Raw genomic sequence first — 22853 nt, forward strand, 5'->3', positions numbered from 1 at the left:
CGTGAACATACCATGACGCAATCTTCTTATAACGCTGATGCCATTGAGGTACTCACCGGGCTTGAGCCGGTTCGCCGCCGCCCGGGAATGTACACCGACACTACTCGTCCTAACCATCTTGGTCAGGAAGTGATTGATAACAGTGTGGATGAGGCACTGGCAGGTCACGCCAAACGCGTGGAAGTCATTCTGCATGCGGACCAGTCACTCGAGGTTATCGATGACGGGCGCGGCATGCCGGTCGACATTCACCCGGAAGAAGGCGTCCCGGCGGTAGAGCTGATCCTTTGTCGTCTGCATGCGGGCGGTAAATTCTCCAATAAAAACTACCAGTTCTCCGGTGGCCTGCACGGCGTGGGGATCTCGGTGGTGAATGCCCTGTCAAAGCGTGTAGAAGTCAACGTACGCCGTGATGGCCAAATCTACACCATCGCCTTTGAAAATGGCGAGAAGGTGGAAGACCTGCACGTGAGCGGCACCGTCGGTAAGCGTAACACCGGCACCAGCGTGCACTTCTGGCCGGACGAAAGCTTCTTCGACAGCCCGCGCTTCTCCGTTTCGCGCCTGACGCACCTGCTGAAAGCGAAAGCGGTGCTTTGCCCGGGTGTGGAAATTGTCTTCAAAGACAAAGTAAACAACAGCGAGCAGACCTGGTGCTACGCCGACGGTCTGAACGACTACCTGAGCGAAGCGGTGAACGGCCTGCCGCTGCTGCCGGAAAAACCGTTCGTTGGCAGCTTTGCCAGCGATACCGAAGCCGTTGGCTGGGCGCTGCTGTGGCTGCCAGAAGGTGGCGAACTGCTGACCGAAAGCTACGTTAACCTGATTCCAACGATGCAGGGCGGCACTCACGTGAACGGCCTGCGCCAGGGTCTGCTGGACGCAATGCGTGAGTTCTGCGAATACCGCAATATCCTGCCGCGCGGTGTGAAGCTGTCAGCGGAAGATATCTGGGATCGCTGCGCGTACGTGCTGTCGGTGAAAATGCAGGATCCTCAGTTTGCCGGGCAAACTAAAGAGCGTCTGTCCTCACGCCAGTGTGCGGCGTTCGTTTCCGGCGTGGTGAAAGATGCCTTTAGCCTGTGGCTGAACCAGAACGTTCAGGCCGCAGAAATGCTGGCCGAAATGGCGATTTCCAGCGCCCAGCGCCGCCTGCGTGCTGCCAAGAAGGTGGTGCGTAAAAAACTCACCAGCGGTCCGGCGCTGCCGGGGAAACTGGCAGACTGCACGGCACAGGATCTCAACCGTACAGAGCTGTTCCTCGTGGAAGGAGACTCGGCGGGTGGTTCAGCCAAGCAGGCGCGCGATCGTGAATATCAGGCGATCATGCCGCTGAAGGGCAAAATCCTGAATACCTGGGAAGTGTCGTCCGATGAAGTGCTGGCTTCGCAGGAAGTGCACGATATTTCGGTGGCGATCGGCATCGATCCGGACAGCGACGATCTGAGCCAGCTGCGCTACGGCAAGATCTGTATCCTTGCGGATGCGGACTCCGATGGACTGCATATCGCCACGCTGCTGTGCGCGCTGTTCGTGAAGCATTTCCGAAACGTAGTGAAGGCCGGTCACGTCTACGTCGCCATGCCGCCGCTGTACCGTATCGACCTGGGTAAAGAGGTCTATTACGCGCTCGACGAGCAGGAAAAAGAGGGCGTACTGGATCAGCTCAAGCGTAAGAAAGGCAAACCGAACGTCCAGCGCTTCAAAGGCCTGGGTGAAATGAACCCGATGCAGCTGCGCGAAACTACGCTCGATCCGAACACTCGCCGTCTGGTGCAGCTGTTTATCGACGATGAAGACGATCGCCAGACCGATGCGGTAATGGATATGCTGCTCGCCAAGAAACGTTCCGAGGATCGCCGTAACTGGCTGCAGGAAAAAGGCGACATGGCGGATCTGGAAGCCTGAGGCAAAAAGGACAGGGTGGTTTAGAAAGGCACACGCACCACCCTGCCAAACTACTGCGCAATTAACCTGCCGGGGCTGATGAAATCTCCCCCTGCGTCGGGTGGCATCAAAAGCTTTCCCCGCGCGACCTCTGCTCTGCCCAGTCACATCCTCTTAATAGCGCTGCTTTGATTCATTTCGGCGGGCTTACGTTCATCATGGCGGGAGAGGTGTAAAAATGGCGGGCTGAAAATTCATCCCGCCAGAGTAGCGTTTAAGGCCACTATTGCCTTAATTCACGCGCGACGCTTATTACTTGAACAGTGGAGCAGGCAGCGGAGCGGGAGCGGGTTTTTTGTGGAACAGGCCATCCAGGAATGAGGAGACATTCTGGAAAATTTCTACGATCTGACCGATACCGTTACCGACTTCTGACAGCACGCCGGAAGCGCCTTTCAGGCCGAAACCCTCCAGAACCTCACCAATTCCTTTACCGATGGCAGCACCCGTATCTGCAATGGCACCTGCGCCTGATACCGCTTCGATTTCCTGATTGTGTAATTCTCTCATTTTTTCATCCTTACTCTTGAGGTTTAAATAAACCCGGCGGCGAACGCATTTTTCAGCGCCGGGGTTGGGAAGCATATTCCGCACTACTGATAGTCAATCTGATAGACCAGGATCGACTGCAGCTTGCCGGGAGTCATATTTTTGTCCCGAACGTAATATCCAGCCCGCAGCGGTATGGTGACCACCGATTGCCCGTCTTCGAAGTTGCCGACCTCAAAGTTCTGGCCAACGGTTACCGGCGTGAACGGCTGACCCCGGGCACCCTGGAACATCTGCAGGGCAATCCCCGGCGCGCTCTCGCCTGAGTCCAGACTTTTGAAGAAGAACAGCCCATCGCTGGCCGAGCCTGGAACGTCCTGGCCGGTAAGCTTCATCATGATTGCCTGGGTGCTCCAGAGCGTGGAGTTACAGGAAAGCTGAACGTTAATATCAGCCGTGTGCCCGTCAACCGGCCCTGTTCCCTTCACGTCGCTGATGTTGAGTGGCGGCAGATTTGCGGTGTAGTTGCCACTGCCCATTACGTCGCAGGTCTGGGTGGTGAATACCAGCTTGTTACCGTTTTTCATATAAAACACCATATCGCTGGTATCGAACTGGTCGCCCACGCTGAACAGCATGACGGTGTTTTTCGTGCTGAGAAGCGTGTTCTCTGCGGTTTTTACCAGCTCAATAGTGACGTCCAGAGTAAGACGCGTGGCGTCTTTCGTGGACAGGCTCGGAAGCCAGATATAGCTGGTCTGGAGCCCGGTATTAAAAGCCTTACGGGTATTACCGCGGTCGCCGGCTACCGTGATATAGAGCGTTAATCCGCTTTTGCTGCCAAACACGTTGGAGACATCCGAGCGGTTGATATAAATGGGCTCGGGCCCGCTGATTGAGCTGCCTTTTCTGCCATCCTTCGCACACCAGATAGGGATCTGGTGTGTTTTGCTAAACAGCACGGTGCCAACAGGGGCGCTGGCGTTAATGCCATTCGGCATTTCGTTGAAGTCGAACAACGTTGTCACCATTGACGAACTGTCAAAATCGCAATGCACCGCCGCCTGAGTGATAAGCGGCGCGGTGATAAGGCCCGCGCCGAGCGTCAACAGTATAAAAAAACGCTTAAGCATATAGTTTTCCTGATCTTTACGTTCACACCGACGTTAGCTGCGTTGGTCTTCGTCCGGCTGCGTCATGGCAATATTCTGTCGAGGCGTTTGATCGACGCCGTCACAAACCGTATTCACGCGTTCGAAGTTCTGACCGGAGCGGGGATGGCCCACGGTGAGGTCGAAACCGCAGGTAAATTTCTGCCGGCGTTCGCCCCAGCTGATGTTGAGACGATCTTTCCCTTCTTCCAGGCGGGCATAGATTTGGCCGCCCTGGGCCACTACGCCGACGGCTTTACCCTGACCGTCGGTTACGGCGGCGCCGAATGGCAGCGCATCGCCTTCAGGCGTGGTGGCGCGAATCAGCACCATGCGGCCCTTATCGGTCGGGTAGTCGATTTTGACGATGGCACCCTGAGCCGGAGCAATCTGTTTGCTGGTGGTCTTAAGATCCACGTCAAACGGCAGCCCTTTCGGATCGATCGCCACTTCATTCACGCGGTATGGCGTCATATAGGGCACCAGCGCCAGGCCCCAGCGGTTAACCTCTACGCCCGGATAGCCTTCAACAGCGGCGCCCTTGGCATCTTTAGCAGAAACCACAGCCATGGTTGTCAGGCTGTCATACGGGCTTGCTACGACGCCGTCAGTCAGCGCCACGACGCTTCCTGACATGCCCACGGAGTAGCCGTGATAGTGCTCGCCCTTCGAGAAACTGCCGTTCAGCGTTGTATCGCGGAAGCGGTAGGCGCCATTGAGGTTGCTGGAGTAGCGGTTGTCGTAGTCGCGCCCTGCGGAAACGTTATAGGAGAGCTGATTGCGTTCCCCCAACTGCCCGCTCAGCCCCATCTGCGACATAACGCCGTTGTCGTCAATGGTGGTGTAGTTGTTAAGGGTTGGGCTATGGTCGCTGTGCCCCAACGGAACAGAGAAGTTCAGCAGGTATTGCGTCTCACGGACGTTGTCGCTGTCGGTGGTGCGGCTGATGGCCAGGCCGTAGCTGAGCCAGCGGTAGCTGTTGTTATAACCTACCTGGAACTGAGTATTGCTGCCGCTACGGTTCCAGTAATTCTCCTGGTAGCCGGAGACATAGAGCTGTCCAAAGAGATCCCCAAGATCCTGGTTTACGGTCAGCGATACGCGGTTACGTGGACGGTCCAGCTTCTGCCAGGTCACATTGTCGTTGCCTTGCCTCAGGTGGTCGGACAGATAGACCGCATTATGCAGATCCAGATAGCCGGAAGAGGAAAAGCGGTAAGCCGCAAGCGAGAAGCTACTGTTGGTCGAGGAGATAAATTTACTGTAGCTGGTACGCAGGCTCATCCCGTTATGCGATTCGCCTCGATCGGAAAAGCGGGTGCCGTTTACATCGAGGGAGATAGCGCCAATCGGGGTACCGAATGCGCTCCCGGCCATGCCTGAATAATAGAAATCAGTCGAGGTGGTGCCCAGGTAGGTGGTGACATAATTATTGATACCGCGCTTCCAGGTCCCCTGGAAGACGTAAGGCGCATCGGAAACGTTGATGTTTCGCAGCTTACCGGCCATCAGGCTGTAATTCGTACGGCCCGGACGCAGCAGCTCGGGAACAGAAGCGTAAGAGACGGAAAAGGTACTTTTCGAACCGTCAGCTTCCGTTACCGTCACCAGCAGATCGCCGCCGTAGCCGGTAGGATAGAGATCGTCGATCGAGAACTCACCCGGTGGGACCGATGTCTCGTAGATCACCTGACCGCGCTGTTTTACGGTGACTTTGGCGTTCGTTCGGGCAATACCGCGAATGTTTGGCGCGTAGCCGCGCATAGAGTCCGGCAGCATCTGCTCGGCGGTGCCAAGCTGAACGCCCCGATAGCTGAAAGAGTCGAACATCTCGCCGGAGGTATTGCCGTCCCCAACGAGCAGGCGGGAATTCCATGCCGCGATATCACGCTGCAGGTTAGTGGCGAAGCTGGTGTATTTTTCCTGGCCGCTGTTGTCCCAGCGATAGTTACCCGCGTGCCTCAGCATCCACTCTCCGAGATTCAGCCCGCCCTTCACATCACCGAAGAATGACTGATAGTCATTCATCTGGCTGTGCTGCTCAAAGTAGGTTGCGCCATAGCTCAGATACAGCGCTTTCTCGCCGTAGGACCACATGGATGGTGGAACATATCCGCGCGCGCGCTGGCTGAGCCAGGCCTGTGGGATGGCGAGGTCGAGACGCATATCTGACGGACTGAAGCGGGCGCTGGCACCCGGCACGATGGACTCAAGCGTCGGGCAACCGTCAGGCTGCGTCAGCGACGCTTCAGCCTCCGGGGTCAGGCGAGTGTGGTTAAGGCCGATTCGGGTAGCGAGATCGTTGCTAATACAGAGGCGAGATTTGCCGCCAACGTTACGTACCTTTACCTCGGCGCGATCGAGCAGCCTGCCATTCAGGTATACGTCCGGCTGATAGTCTCCTGCTTCAATGCGGTATTCCCCGTTGAAGCGGGAAATATCCACTTCCTGTCCGGCGGCATTATCCAGAAAATCGGCGTTAAAATTCACATCGGCAAAAACCTGAGGTGCAGCGATGCCGCCAATAACAGAAATCACGCCGAGCGCCAGCTGTGATAATTTGAATCTGTGAGAAATAAGAAATTTCATAGTCACATCCATGCACAGAAATGAATAGCTACCCTTTTTTCAGCTGCGCTTTTACCGTGCCGCCATAATCATTGAGATAGCTAAAAGTAATGTTGTTAGTTCCAGGATTGCTGCCTAATTTAAAATTATGGGAAGAGAATGGCGCAATCATTGCACCCTGGATACCGCTTCCTTCCGTACTGTTGGCAGTCAAATAGATCTTCGTTATCGTTATATTAAATGGCGTTGGGTTTTTGACTTCAATACAGGTGCTGCATGAACCCACAGACCAGGTTAATTTATCTACGGCATCAGTATAGGATTCGGATTTCATCGCCTGCGGGCGGAAGAAAAGCTTAATGCGCGAACGGAACGCCATTTGTACGTTGTTGCCATGAGCATTTTCTGGATTGGGTGGAATATCCAACACGTTCAGATAAAAAACGGACTCCCGGTCTGCCGGAAGATTTTGACCAGTATATGAGATACGTAGCGTTTGCCCTTGTTTAGGCTCAACCCGAAATACCGGCGGAAATATCACGAAAGGTACGTCGATTTGATTAACCTTTGCGGAACTGTTGCCTTTGTCAATCCACGTCTGGACGAGGGATGATTTATTTCCTTCATTATTCAGGCGCAGCGTGATTTCTTTTTCACTTTCAGGATATACCACGCGGGTGCCGTTGATAACAATACCAGCCTGAGCAACCGAAGAAGAGAGAATTAATAAAAACAGGAAATTCAAAGCGCGCATGTTTCAGGAATCCCTGGATAATATCCATAAACAACAGGGAACGAAGCGTTCCCTGTTAAATTAAATCAACGCTGATTCTTATTCGTAATCGATGGAATAAGTTACAGATGAAGCCACTTTACCTGCAGTAGATGCACCGGTAGCGTAGTAACGAGCCTGGTAAATCAGGTCAGCAGCGCCGCTGTTCAGCGGAGTCGCTGCGTTAGCACGCTGGCTGTCGTTACCTGCTTCCAGAACCACGTCAGCATCGTTCAGGAGCTGGATCTGTACGTTTTTAGCGCCGTCGGTCAGGGTATTGTTCAGACGACCGGTTGCTGCATCAACGGTAGCGCCAGATTCAAAGTAGGCACGCACGTTAGAGTCGGTTGGAGTACAGCCGGTCAGGTGCATAACGAAATTAGTTGCCCCAGCGAATTCACCCGGTGCTGCCAGCTGAGTAACAGGCAGTTTCGGCAGGTTAACGGTAGAATCACCGGTTGCGCTGTCGTCAACGGTCACTTTACAGGTGGCAGCAGTCAGTTCACCGTTGATGGTGATTGTACCAACCGGCGCTGCGGATACCGCGCTTGCAGACAGACCCATTCCCATAACAACTAAAGAAGCGATAATTGCCTTTTTCATATAAATCCTTTTTGTATGAATAGCGATCCCCATGCATGGGGAATTGCATTTTCATTGATAGTGTGAAATTAAAAGGGATAATTATCCCTTTAACTTATTTCCCGGAGAGAAACTTAATTCCGGTTGCGACGGCTGCGGCAATAGTTACCAGACCAGTAACCAGTGCCAGGCCGTATTCGTCGCCCTTGCCTGTAGCCTGTGAAGGCTTAGTCGGGCCAGCAGACCAGCCCGGTTCAATAGCGCCGGTATCAGAATCTGAACCGAAAATACCATGACGGAAAAAGTTCAGAATATCTGAAGTTAAGCTGCCGCCTGCCACTTCCTGCAGGTCTTTATTCTTTATCTCTTTCATAATGGTTTACTCTGAATCAAACTTTAGGAGTCGGGATCGTGTGATCGAACCACTGATCGGTAGAGTTATTGAATGCTTCGAGAGTCTTATCCCAGCCGTTTACCAGACCATAGGTAAAGCCAGTGATTGCCCCCTGAACACCACCGATCACCATAGTGACGGCAGCTGCGATGGCGCCAACGCCCAGAATACCGCCGGTGCTCCCGCCGGAAACGCCGCCTTTTGCCAGGCCAACGTTGATTCCGGTGATAGAGCCGAGGATGCCCGCGCCCAGAGTGTCAAAGAAGCCAGCACCCGCTACTTCGTTAATTTCAGAGATCTGCAGTTCACGCATTTTTTATTCCTTAAAAAATAAATTAATCAATTCTGCAAGCACCCGATGACTTCGCTGCCTGTAAAGTGATTATAAAGAAGCGGGGCTGACGCCCTCAATAGATTAACTTCTAATGTATCCTGGGCTTTTTTAATAGAGGAGGAAATAATCTTATATTAATCGTGTGGGTAAGTGATTTTGGGGAGGGGGTAAATACAGGGGTGTGTTATTTAAAAAACGCAGGCCATTGGCCTGCGTTGATGTTAATAATAAACTCTGTAATTATTCAAGCGAGTTTTCGAATTGCTGATGCGTAAGCTCCTGAATACCTTCCCGGCTCAGCAGAATAATACGATCCGCACTGCGGATGGTTTCCGGCCGATGTGCGATAATAATACGGGTGATATTCATCTGCCTGATAGCGTTATTAATGGCGCTTTCGCGCGCAACGTCGAGATGGCTGGTGGCCTCATCAAGAATCAGGAGGTCAGGATCGCGATAGAGTGCGCGCGCCAGCAGCACACGCTGGATCTGTCCGCCGGACAGCGACGAGCCCATATCGCCCACAAGGCTGTTATAGCCCATCGCCATCGCCATAATTTCTTCATGGATCTGGGCGAGCTTTGCCGCCCGCTCCACTTTCTGCTGGTCGTAGTGGGAATCAAAGAAGCTGATGTTATCGCTTAACGAACCCGCGAACAGGATGTCATCCTGCATAACGCTGCCGATGCGCTCGCGATACCAGCTCATACCCAGCTTGCGGATGTCCTGGCCGTTAACCTCAATCGTACCGGAGGCCGGCTTGAGCAGGCCGAGCAGCAGCTTAACCAGCGTCGATTTCCCCTGGCCTGAGGGACCGATAATGGCGACCGACTCACCGGCGTTAATGGCCAGGCTGTAGTTTTCCAGCACCCAGGGTTCGGTCAACGCGTAGCGAAAAGAGATATTGTTGACCTGCACCGAAAAAGCTTCACGGCTGGCGCTGGAAGGGAGTGACACGCTGTTGTCCATATCGGTTTCCTTATCTGACAGTACGATGTCTGCCAGACGCTCGCCGTGAAGCCGCAGCATCCAGAACTCGATAACGGCGTTGATTAGCCCGGTTGCGCGGCTGATAAACTGATCGGAGAAGCTGGAAAAGGCGATCAGCATCCCGCCCGTAAAATGACCGTCGAGCACCTGAAGGGCCGCCAGCCAGATCAGCACCACGCGGCCGACGCCGGAAATCACCCCCTGCAGGGTGCTGAAGCCGATGCTCAGGCGCTGGATGTGAATACCTTTATTGGTTGCCTCAACCAGCTCGTTGGCGTAGGTGGAAACGCGCATCTCCTGCTTATTGCTTAGTTTGACGGCCTGTACGCCGCGAATGGACTCCAGCAGCTGCGACTGGGCGCGGGCGTTAGCGATAAGCTGATCTTCGTTTGCCTGGCGGAACGGGCGGAAAGATATCCAGCGAATAATGATATAAATCGCCAACATGCCCAGCACGACCCAGGTCAGCTCCATGCTGTAGGCAAACAGCATGCACAGCGTCACCACGGCCATGACGCCGTCGAGAATAGAGGAGATAAAACGGCTGGTCAGCGTACTCTGAATCGTACCGATAGAGCCAAAACGCGACACGATATCTCCGGTGTGGCGCTCTTCAAACCATGACATAGGCAGGCCCAGCAGGTGAGAACAGACGTTTGCCGACCACTGCACGCTCAGCATGCTGGAAAACCAGGTGGTGACCCAGGAGCGAATTGCCGTGATGGCGCTTTGCAGCACAACAACGGCAATAAAGGCGCTGCCGAGCAGCGTCAGCAAATCTTTGTCTGCGGACGGTAGCACCTGATCCATCACCCATTGGGTATAGAAAGGCGACAGCAGCGAAAAAAGCTCCAGCCCGATGGAGAGGATCAGTACCTGCATAAAGGCGGAGCGGATCCCGCTTACGTTGCCGATGAGCTTCATCATCGACAGGGATTCTTTTTCCTCTTTTTTCTCGAAGCTTGCCGCTGGCAGCAGCTCAAGCGCCACGCCGGTAAAGGATTTTGAAACCTCCTCAAGCGGCACCTCACGGCGACCCCTGGCGGGATCGTGGATAATGATTTTCTTTTTGGTTACTGCCTTGAGGACCACGAAGTGGTTCATGTCCCAGTGCAGAATGCAGGGCATACGCAGCTTGTGCAGCTCGTCAATTTCCAGACGCAGCGCGCGGCTCGCCAGGCCAAGCTGATGTGAAACCAGCATCACGTCGCCCAGCGTCGCGCCCTTCAGTGAGGTCGAGAAGCGGCGGCGCAGGGTGATCATGTCGATTTTATGGCCGTAGTAGTTGGCAATCATGCCCACGCAGGTCAGACCGCACTCTGCCGCCTGAGTTTGCTGGATAACCGGCAGCTTCTTGCGCCAGGAAAAATTCAGTTTATTGTGCAGATTCATTTTTTATTCATGCTCTTATCAGTTGTCGCAATCAGGCAGAAGTACTACGGCTCAGGGCATAGAGTGGCTCAAGCACCCACTCATACAGGCGGCGTTTATCGATCAGGAAGTCCGCCTCGACGGCGCTGCCCGGCAGCAGCCGCTGCTCGCGGCCGTAGGCATGAACAAACTGCTTATCGAGCCTGACCTTAACCAGGTAGTGCTGTTCCTGAACCTGATTGTTGCCGGTAATCTGGGCGACCTCCTGCGGCGAGAGGGCCACGCGGGATATTTCCGTTACCCGGCCATACTGCTGGCCGAATTTTTGCCAGGGATACGCCTGATATCGCAGTACGACCCTTTGTCCGGGACGGATAAAGCCGATTGCCCGGCTGCTGACCATTATGCGTGCCTGTAGCTCGGTATTTTCGGGCAGCAGTGATGCCAGCGTCTGGCCCTGGCTGACAATTTGCCCGCGCTTCACCACCACCGAAGCCACCGTGGCTTTCTGCGGCGCGTCAAACACCACCGAGCGGCGGGATTCGTTTTCGATCATGCTCTGGCGCAGTTCCGCCATTCGACGGGCGATATCGTTAGCCTGATTCAGCTCGTTGATCGGTTGCTCGCGGATCTGCTGTAGCGTCTGGGTGAGCTGCTGTTGCAGGTCAATACGCTGCCTGGCTACGTCCTGAATACGTGACTCGGCCTCAAGGCGCTGGGTTTCCTGCTCTTCGACCTGGCTGTTAGAGGCGTAGCCTTCCCCGCGCATCATTTTCAGCTTGTCCACTTTCTCCGCCGTCAGGCGCATCTGCTTAACGCGACTGCTGCTGATATCCGCAAGGCTTTTGATCTGCTGTTCGAGCAGGCTGCGCTTGTCCAGCAGCCCTTTACGGGTTTCTACGGACAGCGCATCCAGGTTCTCACGCTCCTTTTGCAGGACCTTAAGCTGTAAATCCAGCTGCTGGGCGATGCTCTCCCTGGTCTGGCCCATACGGGTGGCGACTTCCGATGACACGGTCACCAGCGGAGCGCCTTTGTTTACGCTGTCGCCCTCCTGGATAGTGAGATCCGTTACGGTGCCGGTGTTCATCGCCACGATATCCATAACCCCTTCAATGGGGATTAAGGCTCCGGTGGCGTTCTCACGTTTGGTATAGGTACCGAAAATGCAGAAGGCGAGCGTAACGAGGGTGACCAGCTCAACAAGGCTGATAATGACCCAGCGATAGGGCGGGCAGTAAAGCGCTACGCTACCGATTGACTTTGACTTGTTCGCGTCAAGCGCTTCCTGGCGAAATAATGATTCAGACATTCAGAGAGTCCATGTAGGGTTTAATAGCGGGCAGGGCAGGTGAATTTCTTCAGCCAGGCGTAATTGAGATCGCCCGTCGCGCTGGCCAGTTTGATATTCGACGTAATGTATTCGTACTGCGCGTTGGCAAAATCACTGAGCGATTTGAAATAATCTTTTTCTGCATTGAGCCTGTCGATAGTGGTCCTCATGCCCAGCTCGTAGGCGTATTGCGTTGACTCCATTCTTTTTTTGGCTGAGACAATGCCGCGATCGTATGCGCTAATCGTCGCTTCGCCAGCGCGAACACCGGACCAGGCGCTTTCCATATCCTCGAGCGCCTGGCGCCGCGCATCGATCAGCAAATCTTTGGCCTGTTCCTTACGGTGGGCCGCCTCAATGCTTTGCGAAATCTGGCTTCCACCGGCGAACAGAGGTACTGAGACATTGATACCAATGTTGGTATTGCGGGTTTTTGACGTGGTGCCAAAGACATCATCCAGCACGTTGCCATCTTCGGCGCGGCTCCAGTTGTTGCCATACGAAGCCTGAAACGTGACGACCGGCAGGTGTTGCCCTGCAGCCGCGACGACGTCGGCCTGGCTTTGGTTCATCACAAACTGCGCCGCCTGAATATTCAGGTTCTGGCTCTCCGTACGTGACCTCAGCAGCGCCAGCTGGGGCAGTTTTTTTGGCGTAACGCAGTCCATTCCGCTAACAGGCACGCTATTGCCCGACTGGCCGGTCAGTCTTTCGAAACGAATTTTTGCATCCTTGAGCTGGCTTTCGGCTGAAATCACGTCGGCCACGGACTTATCAAAATTCGCCTGCGCCTCGTCAACGTCCAGGCGCGTTTGCTCGCCGATAGCGAGCGCTTTACTCGCTGAATTAAGCTGTTGTTCGAACGCCACGCGTGCTTTATCGGCGTTATCCAGCACGCGGGAGTAATAGATGACCGTAAACCACGCATCGCTGACGTCGCTGATCATTTTCTGCTGAGCGAGCATATACCTGACCTGCGCCTCATCGGCGATGGCGTCACCCCGTTGCCAGTCTGCGTATTTACTGAGATCGAAAAGGGGTTGGGTTACATTGACCGCGGCATTATGACGCGTGACGCCTGCAGCATAAGAAGCCTTCGGCTGATCCTGCTTTGACCATGCGCCGTTCAGCGAGACCACGGGAAGCAGGCCCGCAAAGCCCTGAATCCGCTTTTGCTGCTGAGCATCGTTGAGGTTTCTTGCCGCCAGAATGGTCGAATCATAATTGTCCGCAGCGATCACGGCTTCCTGTAGCGTTAAGGCGCTGCAGTACTGAGGGTGCAGAAAAAAAACAGATGAAATGATTGCTGATGTCCAGGCTCTACTCTGCATACTGTTATTCCATTACTCCGGCGAGCTGAATAAATTTTAATAATTCACTGTTGGTTGAAATATTTAGCTTCTTCATCGCGTTGTGTTTCTGCGTTGCAACCGTACTGACTGCCCGGTTCTTTCGCGCCGCGATTTCTGAAATAGAAAAGCCCTGCGCCAGTAGATACAGGACATCCCACTCTTTTGACGAGAGCATTTGCGGCCCCTTATGTGCCGCACGCAGAATGGCTTTAATGCTTTCAGAAACATAGGGAAGCTGACGTTCGCTACCGATTACGCTGCTCATTGCCTGATGCAGTTCAGTGATATTGTCATTAGCGCTCACGATGGCCTCGAACTTCATATCGATAATTCGCCGCAGCAGCCATATATTCGTTCCGGAGATAAACAGTACCCGCCGGACATGATGTTCGCTACAGAGCTTGCAGAACCGCGTGCTGATGTTACTGCTCCACTCCTTATGGCTATATAGGTAGTTAAATTCGGTAATAAGAATATCAACGTTATTATCAGTAATCTTTTCTAATAGCTCATCAACGCCGGAGATCACTTCCAAAGATAAGGGGCAATTATCCAGTGCCTTCTCCAGATACTGACAAATGATTTGTTGATAAATATTATTTTCATAAAATACAGCGACTTTCAGGCGTTCCATTCCGTTGTCCATAGCAATGGAGTATTCCATCTTTTTTATAGCGGAAGATGTCAGGTAACTCGTTTTAAGCTGGCGTAAAAGCGTTGGCTGAAGCAAGCAAGGTGACTGGCATCAATAATCAACTTTTTTATGGTAATGAAAAAGAATAACGCTCTCAATGCCTTTTTTAGAAAAATATCGAAGGACTTTTCTTCTGATATTTGAATAATCCTATGTGTCGGAAAATAATCACAAGGAATAAATAATCCTATTATCAGAATTTAAGCAATGAGTGTTATTATTGATTAATAAACTATCAATCCTCCAGACCGGACCCCTTATACAACATTAAGGCGCTGCGGAAGGCATTATATTGCTATTGCGCAACGTCTTAAGTATTTATCCCAACATGCAACAAGCTAAGGAATGCGACTATGTCAAGGCAATCACGAATTGTCTCCCATCGTTTGATCACGGGATTGTGTTTGATTACTCTCCCTGCCACGTCTGCGCTGGCGGCGGCAGTAACCGACGGAACCACCCTACAGGTTAAAAAAAATTACTCTGCCACCAGCATTGGTGATTATCCGCTTAATGCTCAGGGGCAGAACAGCGTTATCGAAACCGGTATTGATGGGCTGCTGTTTACCAGTGATAAAGACTCTACGTCTGCGGCGCTGGCGACGGATAAAGGCAAACTTATTCTTAATAACGCAACCCTGACCTCCAGCGGTAAGGTCGCCGATGGCGTCAAGCTGGATAATGGCATTCTGAATGCTACCGGCGGGACGATTACCGCGACGGGCTCGGCCGCGCGAGGTATCGGTGCCAATAATGGCTCTCAGATAATGCTGGATAACACCATGGTCAACGCCGCCGGTTCCGCGATGGCGGCGATTAACCTGAGTAATCAGAGCGTACTGGAGGCCACCGGCGCCCGTATTGTTGCGGCGGATAAGGCCATGGGCCTGCAGCTTAAATCCAACAGCGCAGAGATGAAATCCAGCGCGACGTTGAAAAATACGACCGTCTCCTCCCAGAACAGCGATGCTATCCGCGTGATGAACGGTGATGTGACGCTGGAAGGTGCCATTCTCAGCAGCGCAGGGGCAAACGGCTACGCGCTGAATGCCAACGGCGGGGCGACTATCAACGCTACCGGCGGCCGTTTCCAGACGACGGGAGCGGACGGTGACGCAGTATGGCTTGCCTCCGCTGATTCGATCCTGACGGCAAAAGACACCAGCTTCTTTACGACCGGCGATAACGCCATTGCGGTCAACGCCCAGTATGGTGAGGCCACGCTCACCGGTAACACCATTGAAACTGCCGGTGATATGTCTTACGGGCTGTATACGGAAAACAAAATTAAAGGCGATATGCTGACCATTGATACCCAGGGTGCGGGCAGCTCCGGGGTGTTTGCAGCACGGGGAGGCGATATTGCCTTAAGCGGAGCGGAAATCAGCACGCTCGGTCAGCAGGCGGACGGTCTGAGAGCTATCGACAGCTCATCTCTTCAGGCGAATAACGTCACCGTAGCGACCAAAGGTAATAGCGCCTCCGGGGTCTATTCCAACGGATCAAACGTGACCTTGACCGACAGTAAGCTCAGCACTGAAGGCGCGCGCAGCATGGGGATTGCCGCCGCCGCGGCGGGCAGCGTAGCGGCAACCGGCGTCAATGTGACGACCCAGGGCGATGGTGCTTCGGCGCTCTTTACGCAGCAGGGAAGCATTAATTTTGCCAACGGCGAGCTTGCGACCAGCGGAAAAGCAGCCGCTATTCAGGCTCAGGGAAACGACAGCGCGCTGCCTGAAAGTCACGTGACGCTGAATACGGTAAACGTAAATGCCGCTCAGGGCCCATCGGTACAAAGCGAGGGCGGTACTCTGACTCTGGATGCGGCCAACAGCACCTTTAACAGCGGTACGGGCGTGGTGCTGAACGTGCTGGCGAGTGACGGCACGGCGGTGACGCTGAATGCGGATAACAGCGTCCTTAACGGCTCGCTGATTTCTGACAGTGCGGACAGCGTCTCGACCGTTGCGCTCAACAGCGGTTCACATCTGATTGGGGCCAGTAAAAATATCACCTCCGTTGCGCTGGATGGCTCCAGCCGCTGGGACGTAACCGCCAATTCTGACGTCGAGTCCCTGAGCAATAACGGTCTTATTGCCTTCAGCGCGCCGGATGACCAGGGGCACAAGACGCTGACGGTGAACGGTGACTACAGCGGTAACGGTGGCACTATCGTCTTTAATACCCTGCTGGGTAATGACAATTCCCCAACGGATAAAATGATTGTTACGGGGGATATCAAAGAAGGTGATACGCGCGTGACCATCAATAATCTGGGCGGAAAAGGGGATTACACCGTTAACGGCATTGAGGTCGTTAAGGTGGGCGGGACGTCTTACGGTACGTTCACCCGCTCAGGGCGTATTGTGGCCGGTAACTATGACTATCGCCTGCAGAAGCAAAATCAAAGCTGGTATCTGACAAACGAAGCTCCGTCTCCCGACCCGGAAGATCCGAATAAAGACGACGGTAATCATTCGGGCGGTAACGACGGTGGTAACGGCGGCAACCCTCCTGTGCCGCCGCCGCACGGTAACAAGCTTCAGGTGCGCCCTGAATCCGGCGGCTACCTGGCAAACCTGATGGCAGCAAACACGATGTTTGCCACCCGCATGCAGGATCGACTCGGGGAAGGGGAATATGCGCGCGATGGCCAAAGTGGACATGCTGATGGCCTCTGGATGCGCCATGTTGGTAACACCACCAGCTTCAACATTAACTCTGACCAGATGAAGGCCAGAACCAATCGTTACGTGGTTCAACTGGGGATGGATATGGCTGACTGGAGCACCACAGGCCTCGATCGCTGGCACGTCGGCGGAATGGTCGGGTACGGTAATGCCAAAAGTAATATCCGTTCGTCGGTCACTCACTATCGTACCGATAGCACCGTAGAAGGTTACAGCGCCGGGATGTACGCGACATGGGTACAGTCTGAGAAAGATATGTCCGGTACCTATCTCGACAGCTGGGTGCTGTATAACTGGTTCCGCAACACGGTTAACGGTCAGGGGCTGCCGAGCGAGCAGTACCATACGCAGGGCTTCACCGCTTCCGTTGAGGCGGGCTATACCCTGCCGTTGACCAGCAATGAGCGCCTGAGCAGTTGGTTGCAGCCAAAAGCTCAGCTGAGCTGGATGGACGTTGCGGCTAAAAATCGTCGTGAGGCAAACGGCACGAGAGTAACGGATCAAAACGACGGGATGCTCAGCTCCCGCCTTGGTCTTCGCGCTTATCTTAAAGGCCACAGCCATCTGGACGATAATACCGGCCGTGAATTCCAGCCTTTCGTAGAGGCGAACTGGATCCATAACTTCGATACGTACCAGGTGCGAATGGACGGCATCAACAACGAGGTGCTGGGTACCCGCGACATCGGTGAGCTTAAGCTGGGCGTGGAAGGTAAAATTGCTCATAACTTCACGCTCTGGGGCAACGTTGCTCAGCAGATGGGTGATGATGGCTACGCTGATACCGGCGTACTGCTCGGGGCCAGACTTAACTTCTAATCCTCCGCTATGATCTGCGGGAGAAGCCTTAAGGTTTCTCCCGCATTCCTTTGTTTCCCGGCCATCTGCCTGACCGTCTACACCAGTCCACTCTTCTTTACTGTCCACTTTACCTCACCACTTTCTTCTTGCCTGTAGCGTCTCACATTGCGCGTTATGGCAGCTTTTGCTGTTGTACCGCCCCGTTTCTGCAATGGACTAAAAGCCTGTGCCAGGGGCTGTTTAACTGCGTCTCCTGATGCAGTTAAAGAGGAGCAGTCAACGTTAAGCTTGTCGGGGGCCAATTCACCGGCCGGATGTCAGGTTTGCGATGAACAGTATTGGGTCGAGGGCTTTATTGCCTAAGAAGACGGTCTGTGAAGGAGGTCTGGAATTGGGAGAGACTGCTGCGCCTGGCGTGGTGCGCAGGTGCAGCGGCTGTCATTAATTCGGAGTTACGGACGGTTCCCGTCGATTTGCAGGGCAGACGTCAGATCAGCAGATAATATGTCTGAGAGAAGAGTAAAACCTGCTATTGCATTGGGTATTTAATTTACGCATGGCGGCATACTTATGCAGGTAAACCGTTTTTACATTGCATCCCATATAGTTGGCGATTTGCTTGGTCTTAAGGTTTCCGGAATAGCCGCGCATCACGCTGATTTCCTCGTCAGTTAAAGGAACCTGATCGCGTCCGGCTATATTAATATTCAGGCCATAATGAATACCGGCATTTTTACTCTTGGTGATAATCACATTCCACAGCGCATTGACTTCACGCAGGGAAATCAGCTTATTAATTGATCCATCAACATCATCCGGCGCGAGGAAGCCAGCCCCTGCGGAGTAAATATAGATACTTGCCGTGGGCTGACGCTCGCGGAGATCGCGAATATCGCTTTGAATATCGACTAAAAACCCGTTGGCGGTCAGTGGGTCATAAAGGATAATATCATATTGCGTCTCGCTGTCCGCCAGAGCGGAAAGGTTCGGATAGTTAGTTAAATAAACCGTATCCTTTTCATCATGTCTTAATGCCGACAGTCCGATAGTGACGTATTCGCAGCTGTCGACGACAGCAATATTGATAATCCGCGCTCTGTCCATAAGAGTTCTCCCTCCAGTTATTAATGATTCCTGGCATATAACAAATAACCGTTGGCACGGCGATCGCAGCGATGCCTGCGCCAATAATGGACTCAGGCGTCCAGCATGCTCATAATGTGTATACTGCTGTGAAACATATGCATATAACGCAGCAGTACCACGTCGTTAGAACGCGCGGCGCCAATTTTGCGCGCGACGTTAATTTTTAAGTGGCTTATCGTTTTTACCGAAAGGTGCATTTTCGCGCCTATCGAGGTTTTACTATGGCCCCGCAGCAGCCCGGACAGAACGCGTTTTTCCTGGGGAGTGATAAACGCCGGACTGGCTTCGGATCTCTGGCCCAGCGTATGTACCAGCTGTAAAAGTTGCTGGCCGGTCGCTTTTTTTGAAGTCAGGCAAAGCCAGCCATAGATAATGAAACTCGAGTCAAGTGCGACATCCAGCATGACTATAGTGCGTAATTCAGGTTGTTCTATATAGGCCGAAACGGCTTTCAGCAATGCCACATCATCAATACTGATAACGACCATGTCATCGTCGCCAGCGTTGTTCCTGATCGCTTCCAGAGACGCGATGCATTCCTGTAGGGCAGGGGCTGCGTAAACTGCCGTGCCCGCGCAGCATTCCCGTAGCGCTAAGGTGATTCCTGCCACGAGCCAGGCATCATTGGTCAGAATATGTATTGTCCTTGCGCTATGCATAGCATTATTCCTTTGCGTCTCCTGAACCCAGCGGCATCCTCTTGTGTAAAAGGGCATCAGCCGTAGACAAATTATCGTCACTCGGAGTGTGGTTTTGCAACGTTATACTTTTTAAGTGCATATTTTATTTTAATAATCTTAAAGTAATGGTTTTATGTCTTATTTTCAGTGTTTTGTGCTGACATTGTCGCGTGCGGTAAGCTTTTAGATATCATTGTTATTGGGCGGATTGTTCCTTTATTTTCGAATGAAGCAAGAAGGATGAAGAGAGAAAATGCAGGTCACTGGGACAAGCTGAAAGCCGTTAAAATCAGGCGGGCAGGAGGGAAAGGATGCAGACGGCAGGTTAAGACATTCAGAATAAAAAAAACCGCAGCCGTAAGGGCTGCGGTTTTTTCTTGCGGGGTGAAATCAGATACCGGACTCAAGAATGCGGATTTCAGATTCCAGTACGTCGCCTTTAACTGCTTCACTCCACGCTTTCATGTGTGGAGTTTGCAGGTGGGCTTCAAGATGAGCAACGGTTTCCCACTGTTCGACCATGATGATGGAGTCCGGCGCGGTCGCCTGGAAGCTCACGCCTGCGGCGTGGTCAACCATTGGCGCGTAGCCGTGACAGCCTTCTTCCTTCAGCACGGTTGGAATAATTTTCGCGAACTGATCCAGTACGGCCTGACGGTGGTGCTGACCAGGACGGGTACGGATCTCAGCAATAACGGTTAACATAATAAACGCACTCCTTTTTATGCAGGCCTTCAGTTAACCAAAAATCTCGCCAAGATGCTTGCGATATTCTGCTACATAGCGCGGCACGTCCGGCATTTTGATCACGTCGTTGGCGATAAAGGTCGGCAGCGCTTCCATACCGAGGAACTGGTTAGCTTTATGGAAGGGCAGGTACACGCCGTCAACGCCCACGCCGTGGAAGAATTGGTTTTCTTCGGTGAAGGCTTCCATTGGTGCGTTCCAGGTCAGGGAAAGCATGTACTTTTTGCCCTGAATCAGGCCGCCGGAGCCATATTTTTTGCTGGCGTCAGAACGGGTACGGCCGTCGCTGGCGTACAGGGAGCCGTGACCTTCGGTGAATACGTCGTCAATGTACTTTTTCACGGTCCACGGCGCACCCATCCACCAGCCCGGCATCTGCCAGATAACCGCGTCGGCCCACAGGAAGTTTTGCACTTCGGCCTTCACGTCATAATCGCTGTCAGCACGCACAACACGGACTTCATGCCCGGCGTCGCGCAGGAAGCCGTCCGCGACCTCGGTCATGGTGTCGTTCAGCTGACCGTTGGAGTGACCAAATTTCTTACCGCCATTGATAATCAGGATCTTGCTCATCGTTATTCCTCAGACAAATACGTTTGCCTTTAGTGTAACGCCGACGGCATTGCGATGAAATTCGCAAAATGTGCAAAGTCTTTTGCTGTTTGAGCAATAATCGTTCTATCCGCTGACGCGCGCGATAAACCCGCCTTCCGGTGCATTGCTGAAGACCACGCTCATATGATGCAGGGCAGCGATGCGCTGGACGATGGAGAGTCCCAGACCGCTGCCGGGTTCATCCTGGCCCGGCGGGCGATAGAAGCGCTCGCCTATGCGGGCGAGGGCCTCGGGGCTGATGCCGGAGCCATTGTCGCGGACGGTAAAGCCGCGCGCATCCAGCGTTACGTCAATCGTGCTGCCGCGCGGGCTGTAGCGCACGGCGTTGTCGAGCAGATTGCGCACCAGCAGGCTTAGCAGCAGCGCCTGGCCTTTGCGTCGGACCTCAGGCGCAGTGATATGCAAACGGACTTCAATCCTCGCCTGCTGCGCCGTGTGGTAGATATCCATCACCGAAGACTGCAGCAAATCGGCAAGCGAAAGCGTCTCCACGTCGTCGAGCTCCGCCAGCGAATCCAGACGCGACAGGGTTAACAGCTGCTCCACCAGGCGTGACGCGCGATCGATACCAAAGTGCAGCTGCGACAGCGCTTTCTCAAGGCTTGCCGGATCGTCCATCGAGAGCTGCGCCACTTCCGTCTGTACCTTCAGCGCGGTCAGCGGGCTGCGCAGCTCGTGGGCGGCATCGGAGGTGAAGCGTCGCTCGCGTACCATCATGTTATGGGAGCGGCTGAAAAGCTGGTTGAGGGCCTGTACCAGAGGGCGCACTTCTCCTGGTACACCCTCCGTGCTGAGCTGTTCGTCTGAGTCCGGCGTTCGACGTTGCAGCGTGCGGGCCAGCTTTTTTAACGGCGCGAGCTCACGGCTCAGCAGCAGGATGAGTAACAGCACCATCAAAGGCAACGCGACCAGCCACGGCGTCAGCTGTGAAGTGACGATGTCCAGCGCCATCTCCTGACGGTAGTCCCATTCCTGACCAACGACGATACGGTATTTTTCATCGGCGGTGGTGAGCCACAGAAAACGCCATTCATCGTCGTCGTTTTTGATGCGGCCATCGTCGAACCCTTCCCGGCGATAGTGATAGGGAATATCGCGCCCGTTGTCGCCATCGTTCAACACCATCCGTCCGTCGGTGGTGAAAATAGCGAACGCCAGCGCATCGTCGTCGAGATGGCCGTGCTTAATTTTCTTTTTGGTGCGCAGCGCGGGCGTGGCGACATGCAGCTCATTGAAGTCCATCGCGCTCAGGCGCTTAGCGAACAGCATCTGCTGAGTATCGAACAGCTTGTCGAGCTTGTGGGTGGTTTGCTGCCAGGCGATAAAGCTGGCGCAGCTCCAGGCGACGAGCGTTAACAGGATAAACAGCAGCGTCAGGCGCAGGCGCAGACTCATATAGCGAAGGCGCTTCATTTGTCACCTGCGTTTGGTGAACCGAGGGTGTAGCCGATCCCATGTACGGTGCGAATAAAATGGCTGCCGAGCTTGCGGCGCAGGTGATGCACGTGAACCTCCACGGCGTTACTGGAGACATCGTCGTCCCAGTTATAGAGCTTTTCTTCTATTAATTTGCGCGGCAGCACGCGTCCGGCGTTGCGCATCAGCAGCTCAAGCAGGGCAAACTCTTTTGGCTTCAGCGTCAGGGGCTCGTCGTTCAGGGTTGCGGTCAGGCTGTCGGGGTTGAGCGTCAGCGGGCCGTGGCGCAGCGCGTTACTGGCCTGGCCGTGCACGCGGCGAATCAGCGCCTCCAGACGGGCGGCGACTTCAATCAGCGCGAACGGTTTGCAAAGATAGTCGTCGGCCCCGGCGCGCAGGCCTTCCACGCGTTGAGCCAGCGCGTCACGTGCGGTCAGAATCAGCACCGGCTCTTTGCGCCCCTGAGATCGCCATTCGCGCAGGATCTCCAGCCCATCCATGCCCGGCAGCGTGAGGTCGAGGATCACCGCATCATAGGGCGCGGTGTAGAGCGCCGCTTTCCCCTCTTCGCCGCGCGTAAACCAGTCCAGGGTGAAGCCCATTTTGACGAGCCCGGTCTTCAGCCCGTCGCCGATAAGCTTATCGTCTTCCACCAGTAAAATGCGCATCCTTACCTCTCGTTTGCCCCGACGTCGAGGGTCAGTAAACCCGTGCGCGACGGCGGTGTACAGCATTAAATTTTCTTTTTTCGCCTTAAGAACTCGTTAAGTATTGACCTGTT

19 protein-coding genes are annotated in these 22853 nt (G+C 53.9%); 2 read left to right on the forward strand and 17 right to left on the reverse strand.

Translation table 11 applies throughout. The annotated features are described in order from the left end of the window. Positions 1–12 precede the first annotated feature (12 nt). Complete coding sequence (parE, locus tag AB1287_RS11870) at positions 13–1908, forward strand: DNA topoisomerase IV subunit B (protein WP_435617881.1); 1896 nt, start codon at positions 13–15, stop codon at positions 1906–1908. Positions 1909–2199: 291 nt separating this feature from the next. Here parE and AB1287_RS11875 read toward each other — a convergent pair whose 3' ends face one another. The 11 genes from AB1287_RS11875 to AB1287_RS11925 all read right to left on the reverse strand — a co-directional run bounded on the left by AB1287_RS11875 (position 2200) and on the right by AB1287_RS11925 (position 13917). After that, on the reverse strand, positions 2200–2457 hold the full coding sequence (locus AB1287_RS11875; RefSeq protein WP_312625616.1) for a hypothetical protein: 258 nt from the start codon (positions 2455–2457) through the stop codon (positions 2200–2202). 83 nt (positions 2458–2540) lie between these two features. Then, positions 2541–3569, reverse strand: coding sequence for a fimbrial protein (locus AB1287_RS11880; protein ID WP_312625617.1), 1029 nt, complete (start codon positions 3567–3569; stop codon positions 2541–2543). Between the two features lie 33 nt (positions 3570–3602). Further along, positions 3603–6176, reverse strand: a complete 2574-nt coding sequence (locus tag AB1287_RS11885; protein ID WP_435617882.1) for a fimbria/pilus outer membrane usher protein — start codon at positions 6174–6176, stop codon at positions 3603–3605. Positions 6177–6204: 28 nt separating this feature from the next. Then, complete coding sequence (locus AB1287_RS11890) at positions 6205–6909, reverse strand: molecular chaperone (RefSeq protein WP_435617883.1); 705 nt, start codon at positions 6907–6909, stop codon at positions 6205–6207. A gap of 78 nt (positions 6910–6987) precedes the next feature. Beyond that, positions 6988–7530, reverse strand: a complete 543-nt coding sequence (locus AB1287_RS11895; protein ID WP_312625622.1) for a fimbrial protein — start codon at positions 7528–7530, stop codon at positions 6988–6990. Positions 7531–7624: 94 nt separating this feature from the next. After that, positions 7625–7882 (reverse strand): hypothetical protein, encoded by a 258-nt coding sequence (locus AB1287_RS11900; RefSeq protein WP_312625624.1) that lies wholly within the window; start codon positions 7880–7882, stop codon positions 7625–7627. Positions 7883–7898: 16 nt separating this feature from the next. Beyond that, the gene (locus AB1287_RS11905; RefSeq protein ID WP_312625625.1) at positions 7899–8216 is read right to left on the reverse strand and encodes a hypothetical protein; all 318 of its coding nucleotides are present in this window, start codon (positions 8214–8216) and stop codon (positions 7899–7901) included. Positions 8217–8477: 261 nt separating this feature from the next. Further along, positions 8478–10619 carry a peptidase domain-containing ABC transporter gene (locus AB1287_RS11910; RefSeq protein WP_312625627.1) on the reverse strand — a complete coding sequence of 714 codons (2142 nt, stop codon included), beginning with the start codon at positions 10617–10619 and terminating at the stop codon, positions 8478–8480. A gap of 31 nt (positions 10620–10650) precedes the next feature. Then, positions 10651–11910, reverse strand: coding sequence for an HlyD family secretion protein (locus AB1287_RS11915; protein WP_435617884.1), 1260 nt, complete (start codon positions 11908–11910; stop codon positions 10651–10653). 20 nt (positions 11911–11930) lie between these two features. Continuing rightward, complete coding sequence (locus AB1287_RS11920) at positions 11931–13262, reverse strand: TolC family outer membrane protein (RefSeq protein ID WP_435617885.1); 1332 nt, start codon at positions 13260–13262, stop codon at positions 11931–11933. Positions 13263–13266: 4 nt separating this feature from the next. Further along, positions 13267–13917, reverse strand: coding sequence for a LuxR C-terminal-related transcriptional regulator (locus AB1287_RS11925; protein WP_312625633.1), 651 nt, complete (start codon positions 13915–13917; stop codon positions 13267–13269). Positions 13918–14381: 464 nt separating this feature from the next. Here AB1287_RS11925 and AB1287_RS11930 point away from each other — a divergent pair, with 464 nt between their 5' ends. Continuing rightward, positions 14382–17486: an autotransporter outer membrane beta-barrel domain-containing protein gene (locus tag AB1287_RS11930; RefSeq protein ID WP_435617886.1), complete on the forward strand. Its 3105-nt coding sequence runs from the start codon at positions 14382–14384 to the stop codon at positions 17484–17486. 474 nt (positions 17487–17960) lie between these two features. Here AB1287_RS11930 and AB1287_RS11935 read toward each other — a convergent pair whose 3' ends face one another. From AB1287_RS11935 to qseB, 6 genes are all read right to left on the reverse strand, one after another. Further along, entirely contained in the window at positions 17961–18572 is a 612-nt protein-coding gene (locus tag AB1287_RS11935) for a LuxR C-terminal-related transcriptional regulator (RefSeq protein WP_312625637.1), read from the reverse strand. A 92-nt stretch (positions 18573–18664) separates the two neighbouring features. Further along, positions 18665–19273 carry a LuxR C-terminal-related transcriptional regulator gene (locus tag AB1287_RS11940; protein WP_435617887.1) on the reverse strand — a complete coding sequence of 203 codons (609 nt, stop codon included), beginning with the start codon at positions 19271–19273 and terminating at the stop codon, positions 18665–18667. 411 nt (positions 19274–19684) lie between these two features. Then, positions 19685–19999, reverse strand: coding sequence for a putative quinol monooxygenase (locus AB1287_RS11945; RefSeq protein ID WP_435617888.1), 315 nt, complete (start codon positions 19997–19999; stop codon positions 19685–19687). 33 nt (positions 20000–20032) lie between these two features. Further along, on the reverse strand, positions 20033–20614 hold the full coding sequence (locus AB1287_RS11950) for an NAD(P)H-dependent oxidoreductase (RefSeq protein ID WP_312625642.1): 582 nt from the start codon (positions 20612–20614) through the stop codon (positions 20033–20035). 105 nt (positions 20615–20719) lie between these two features. After that, the gene (gene qseC, locus AB1287_RS11955) at positions 20720–22069 is read right to left on the reverse strand and encodes a quorum sensing histidine kinase QseC (RefSeq protein WP_435617889.1); all 1350 of its coding nucleotides are present in this window, start codon (positions 22067–22069) and stop codon (positions 20720–20722) included. After that, positions 22066–22740 (reverse strand): quorum sensing response regulator transcription factor QseB, encoded by a 675-nt coding sequence (gene qseB, locus AB1287_RS11960; RefSeq protein ID WP_435617890.1) that lies wholly within the window; start codon positions 22738–22740, stop codon positions 22066–22068. Before qseB ends, qseC begins: the two co-directional genes overlap by 4 nt. Positions 22741–22853 lie beyond the last annotated feature (113 nt).

Origin of the sequence: Scandinavium sp. UTDF21-P1B (assembly GCF_040750395.1) — a bacterium.
Taxonomy (GTDB): Bacteria; Pseudomonadota; Gammaproteobacteria; order Enterobacterales; family Enterobacteriaceae; genus Scandinavium.

Bases quoted from the DNA above. Each gene is read 5' to 3' on its own strand.
- parE (WP_435617881.1), top strand. From the start codon at position 13: ATGACGCAATCTTCTTATAACGCTGATGCCATTGAGGTACTCACCGGG.
- AB1287_RS11940 (WP_435617887.1), bottom strand. From the start codon at position 19,273: ATGCATAGCGCAAGGACAATACATATTCTGACCAATGATGCCTGGCTC.
- AB1287_RS11890 (WP_435617883.1), bottom strand. From the start codon at position 6,909: ATGCGCGCTTTGAATTTCCTGTTTTTATTAATTCTCTCTTCTTCGGTT.
- AB1287_RS11945 (WP_435617888.1), bottom strand. From the start codon at position 19,999: ATGTTAACCGTTATTGCTGAGATCCGTACCCGTCCTGGTCAGCACCAC.
- AB1287_RS11925 (WP_312625633.1), bottom strand. From the start codon at position 13,917: ATGGAACGCCTGAAAGTCGCTGTATTTTATGAAAATAATATTTATCAA.
- AB1287_RS11895 (WP_312625622.1), bottom strand. From the start codon at position 7,530: ATGAAAAAGGCAATTATCGCTTCTTTAGTTGTTATGGGAATGGGTCTG.
- AB1287_RS11950 (WP_312625642.1), bottom strand. From the start codon at position 20,614: ATGAGCAAGATCCTGATTATCAATGGCGGTAAGAAATTTGGTCACTCC.
- qseB (WP_435617890.1), bottom strand. From the start codon at position 22,740: ATGCGCATTTTACTGGTGGAAGACGATAAGCTTATCGGCGACGGGCTG.
- AB1287_RS11915 (WP_435617884.1), bottom strand. From the start codon at position 11,910: ATGTCTGAATCATTATTTCGCCAGGAAGCGCTTGACGCGAACAAGTCA.
- AB1287_RS11885 (WP_435617882.1), bottom strand. From the start codon at position 6,176: ATGAAATTTCTTATTTCTCACAGATTCAAATTATCACAGCTGGCGCTC.
- AB1287_RS11905 (WP_312625625.1), bottom strand. From the start codon at position 8,216: ATGCGTGAACTGCAGATCTCTGAAATTAACGAAGTAGCGGGTGCTGGC.
- AB1287_RS11910 (WP_312625627.1), bottom strand. From the start codon at position 10,619: ATGAATCTGCACAATAAACTGAATTTTTCCTGGCGCAAGAAGCTGCCG.
- AB1287_RS11880 (WP_312625617.1), bottom strand. From the start codon at position 3,569: ATGCTTAAGCGTTTTTTTATACTGTTGACGCTCGGCGCGGGCCTTATC.
- AB1287_RS11900 (WP_312625624.1), bottom strand. From the start codon at position 7,882: ATGAAAGAGATAAAGAATAAAGACCTGCAGGAAGTGGCAGGCGGCAGC.
- AB1287_RS11920 (WP_435617885.1), bottom strand. From the start codon at position 13,262: ATGCAGAGTAGAGCCTGGACATCAGCAATCATTTCATCTGTTTTTTTT.
- qseC (WP_435617889.1), bottom strand. From the start codon at position 22,069: ATGAAGCGCCTTCGCTATATGAGTCTGCGCCTGCGCCTGACGCTGCTG.
- AB1287_RS11875 (WP_312625616.1), bottom strand. From the start codon at position 2,457: ATGAGAGAATTACACAATCAGGAAATCGAAGCGGTATCAGGCGCAGGT.
- AB1287_RS11935 (WP_312625637.1), bottom strand. From the start codon at position 18,572: ATGGACAGAGCGCGGATTATCAATATTGCTGTCGTCGACAGCTGCGAA.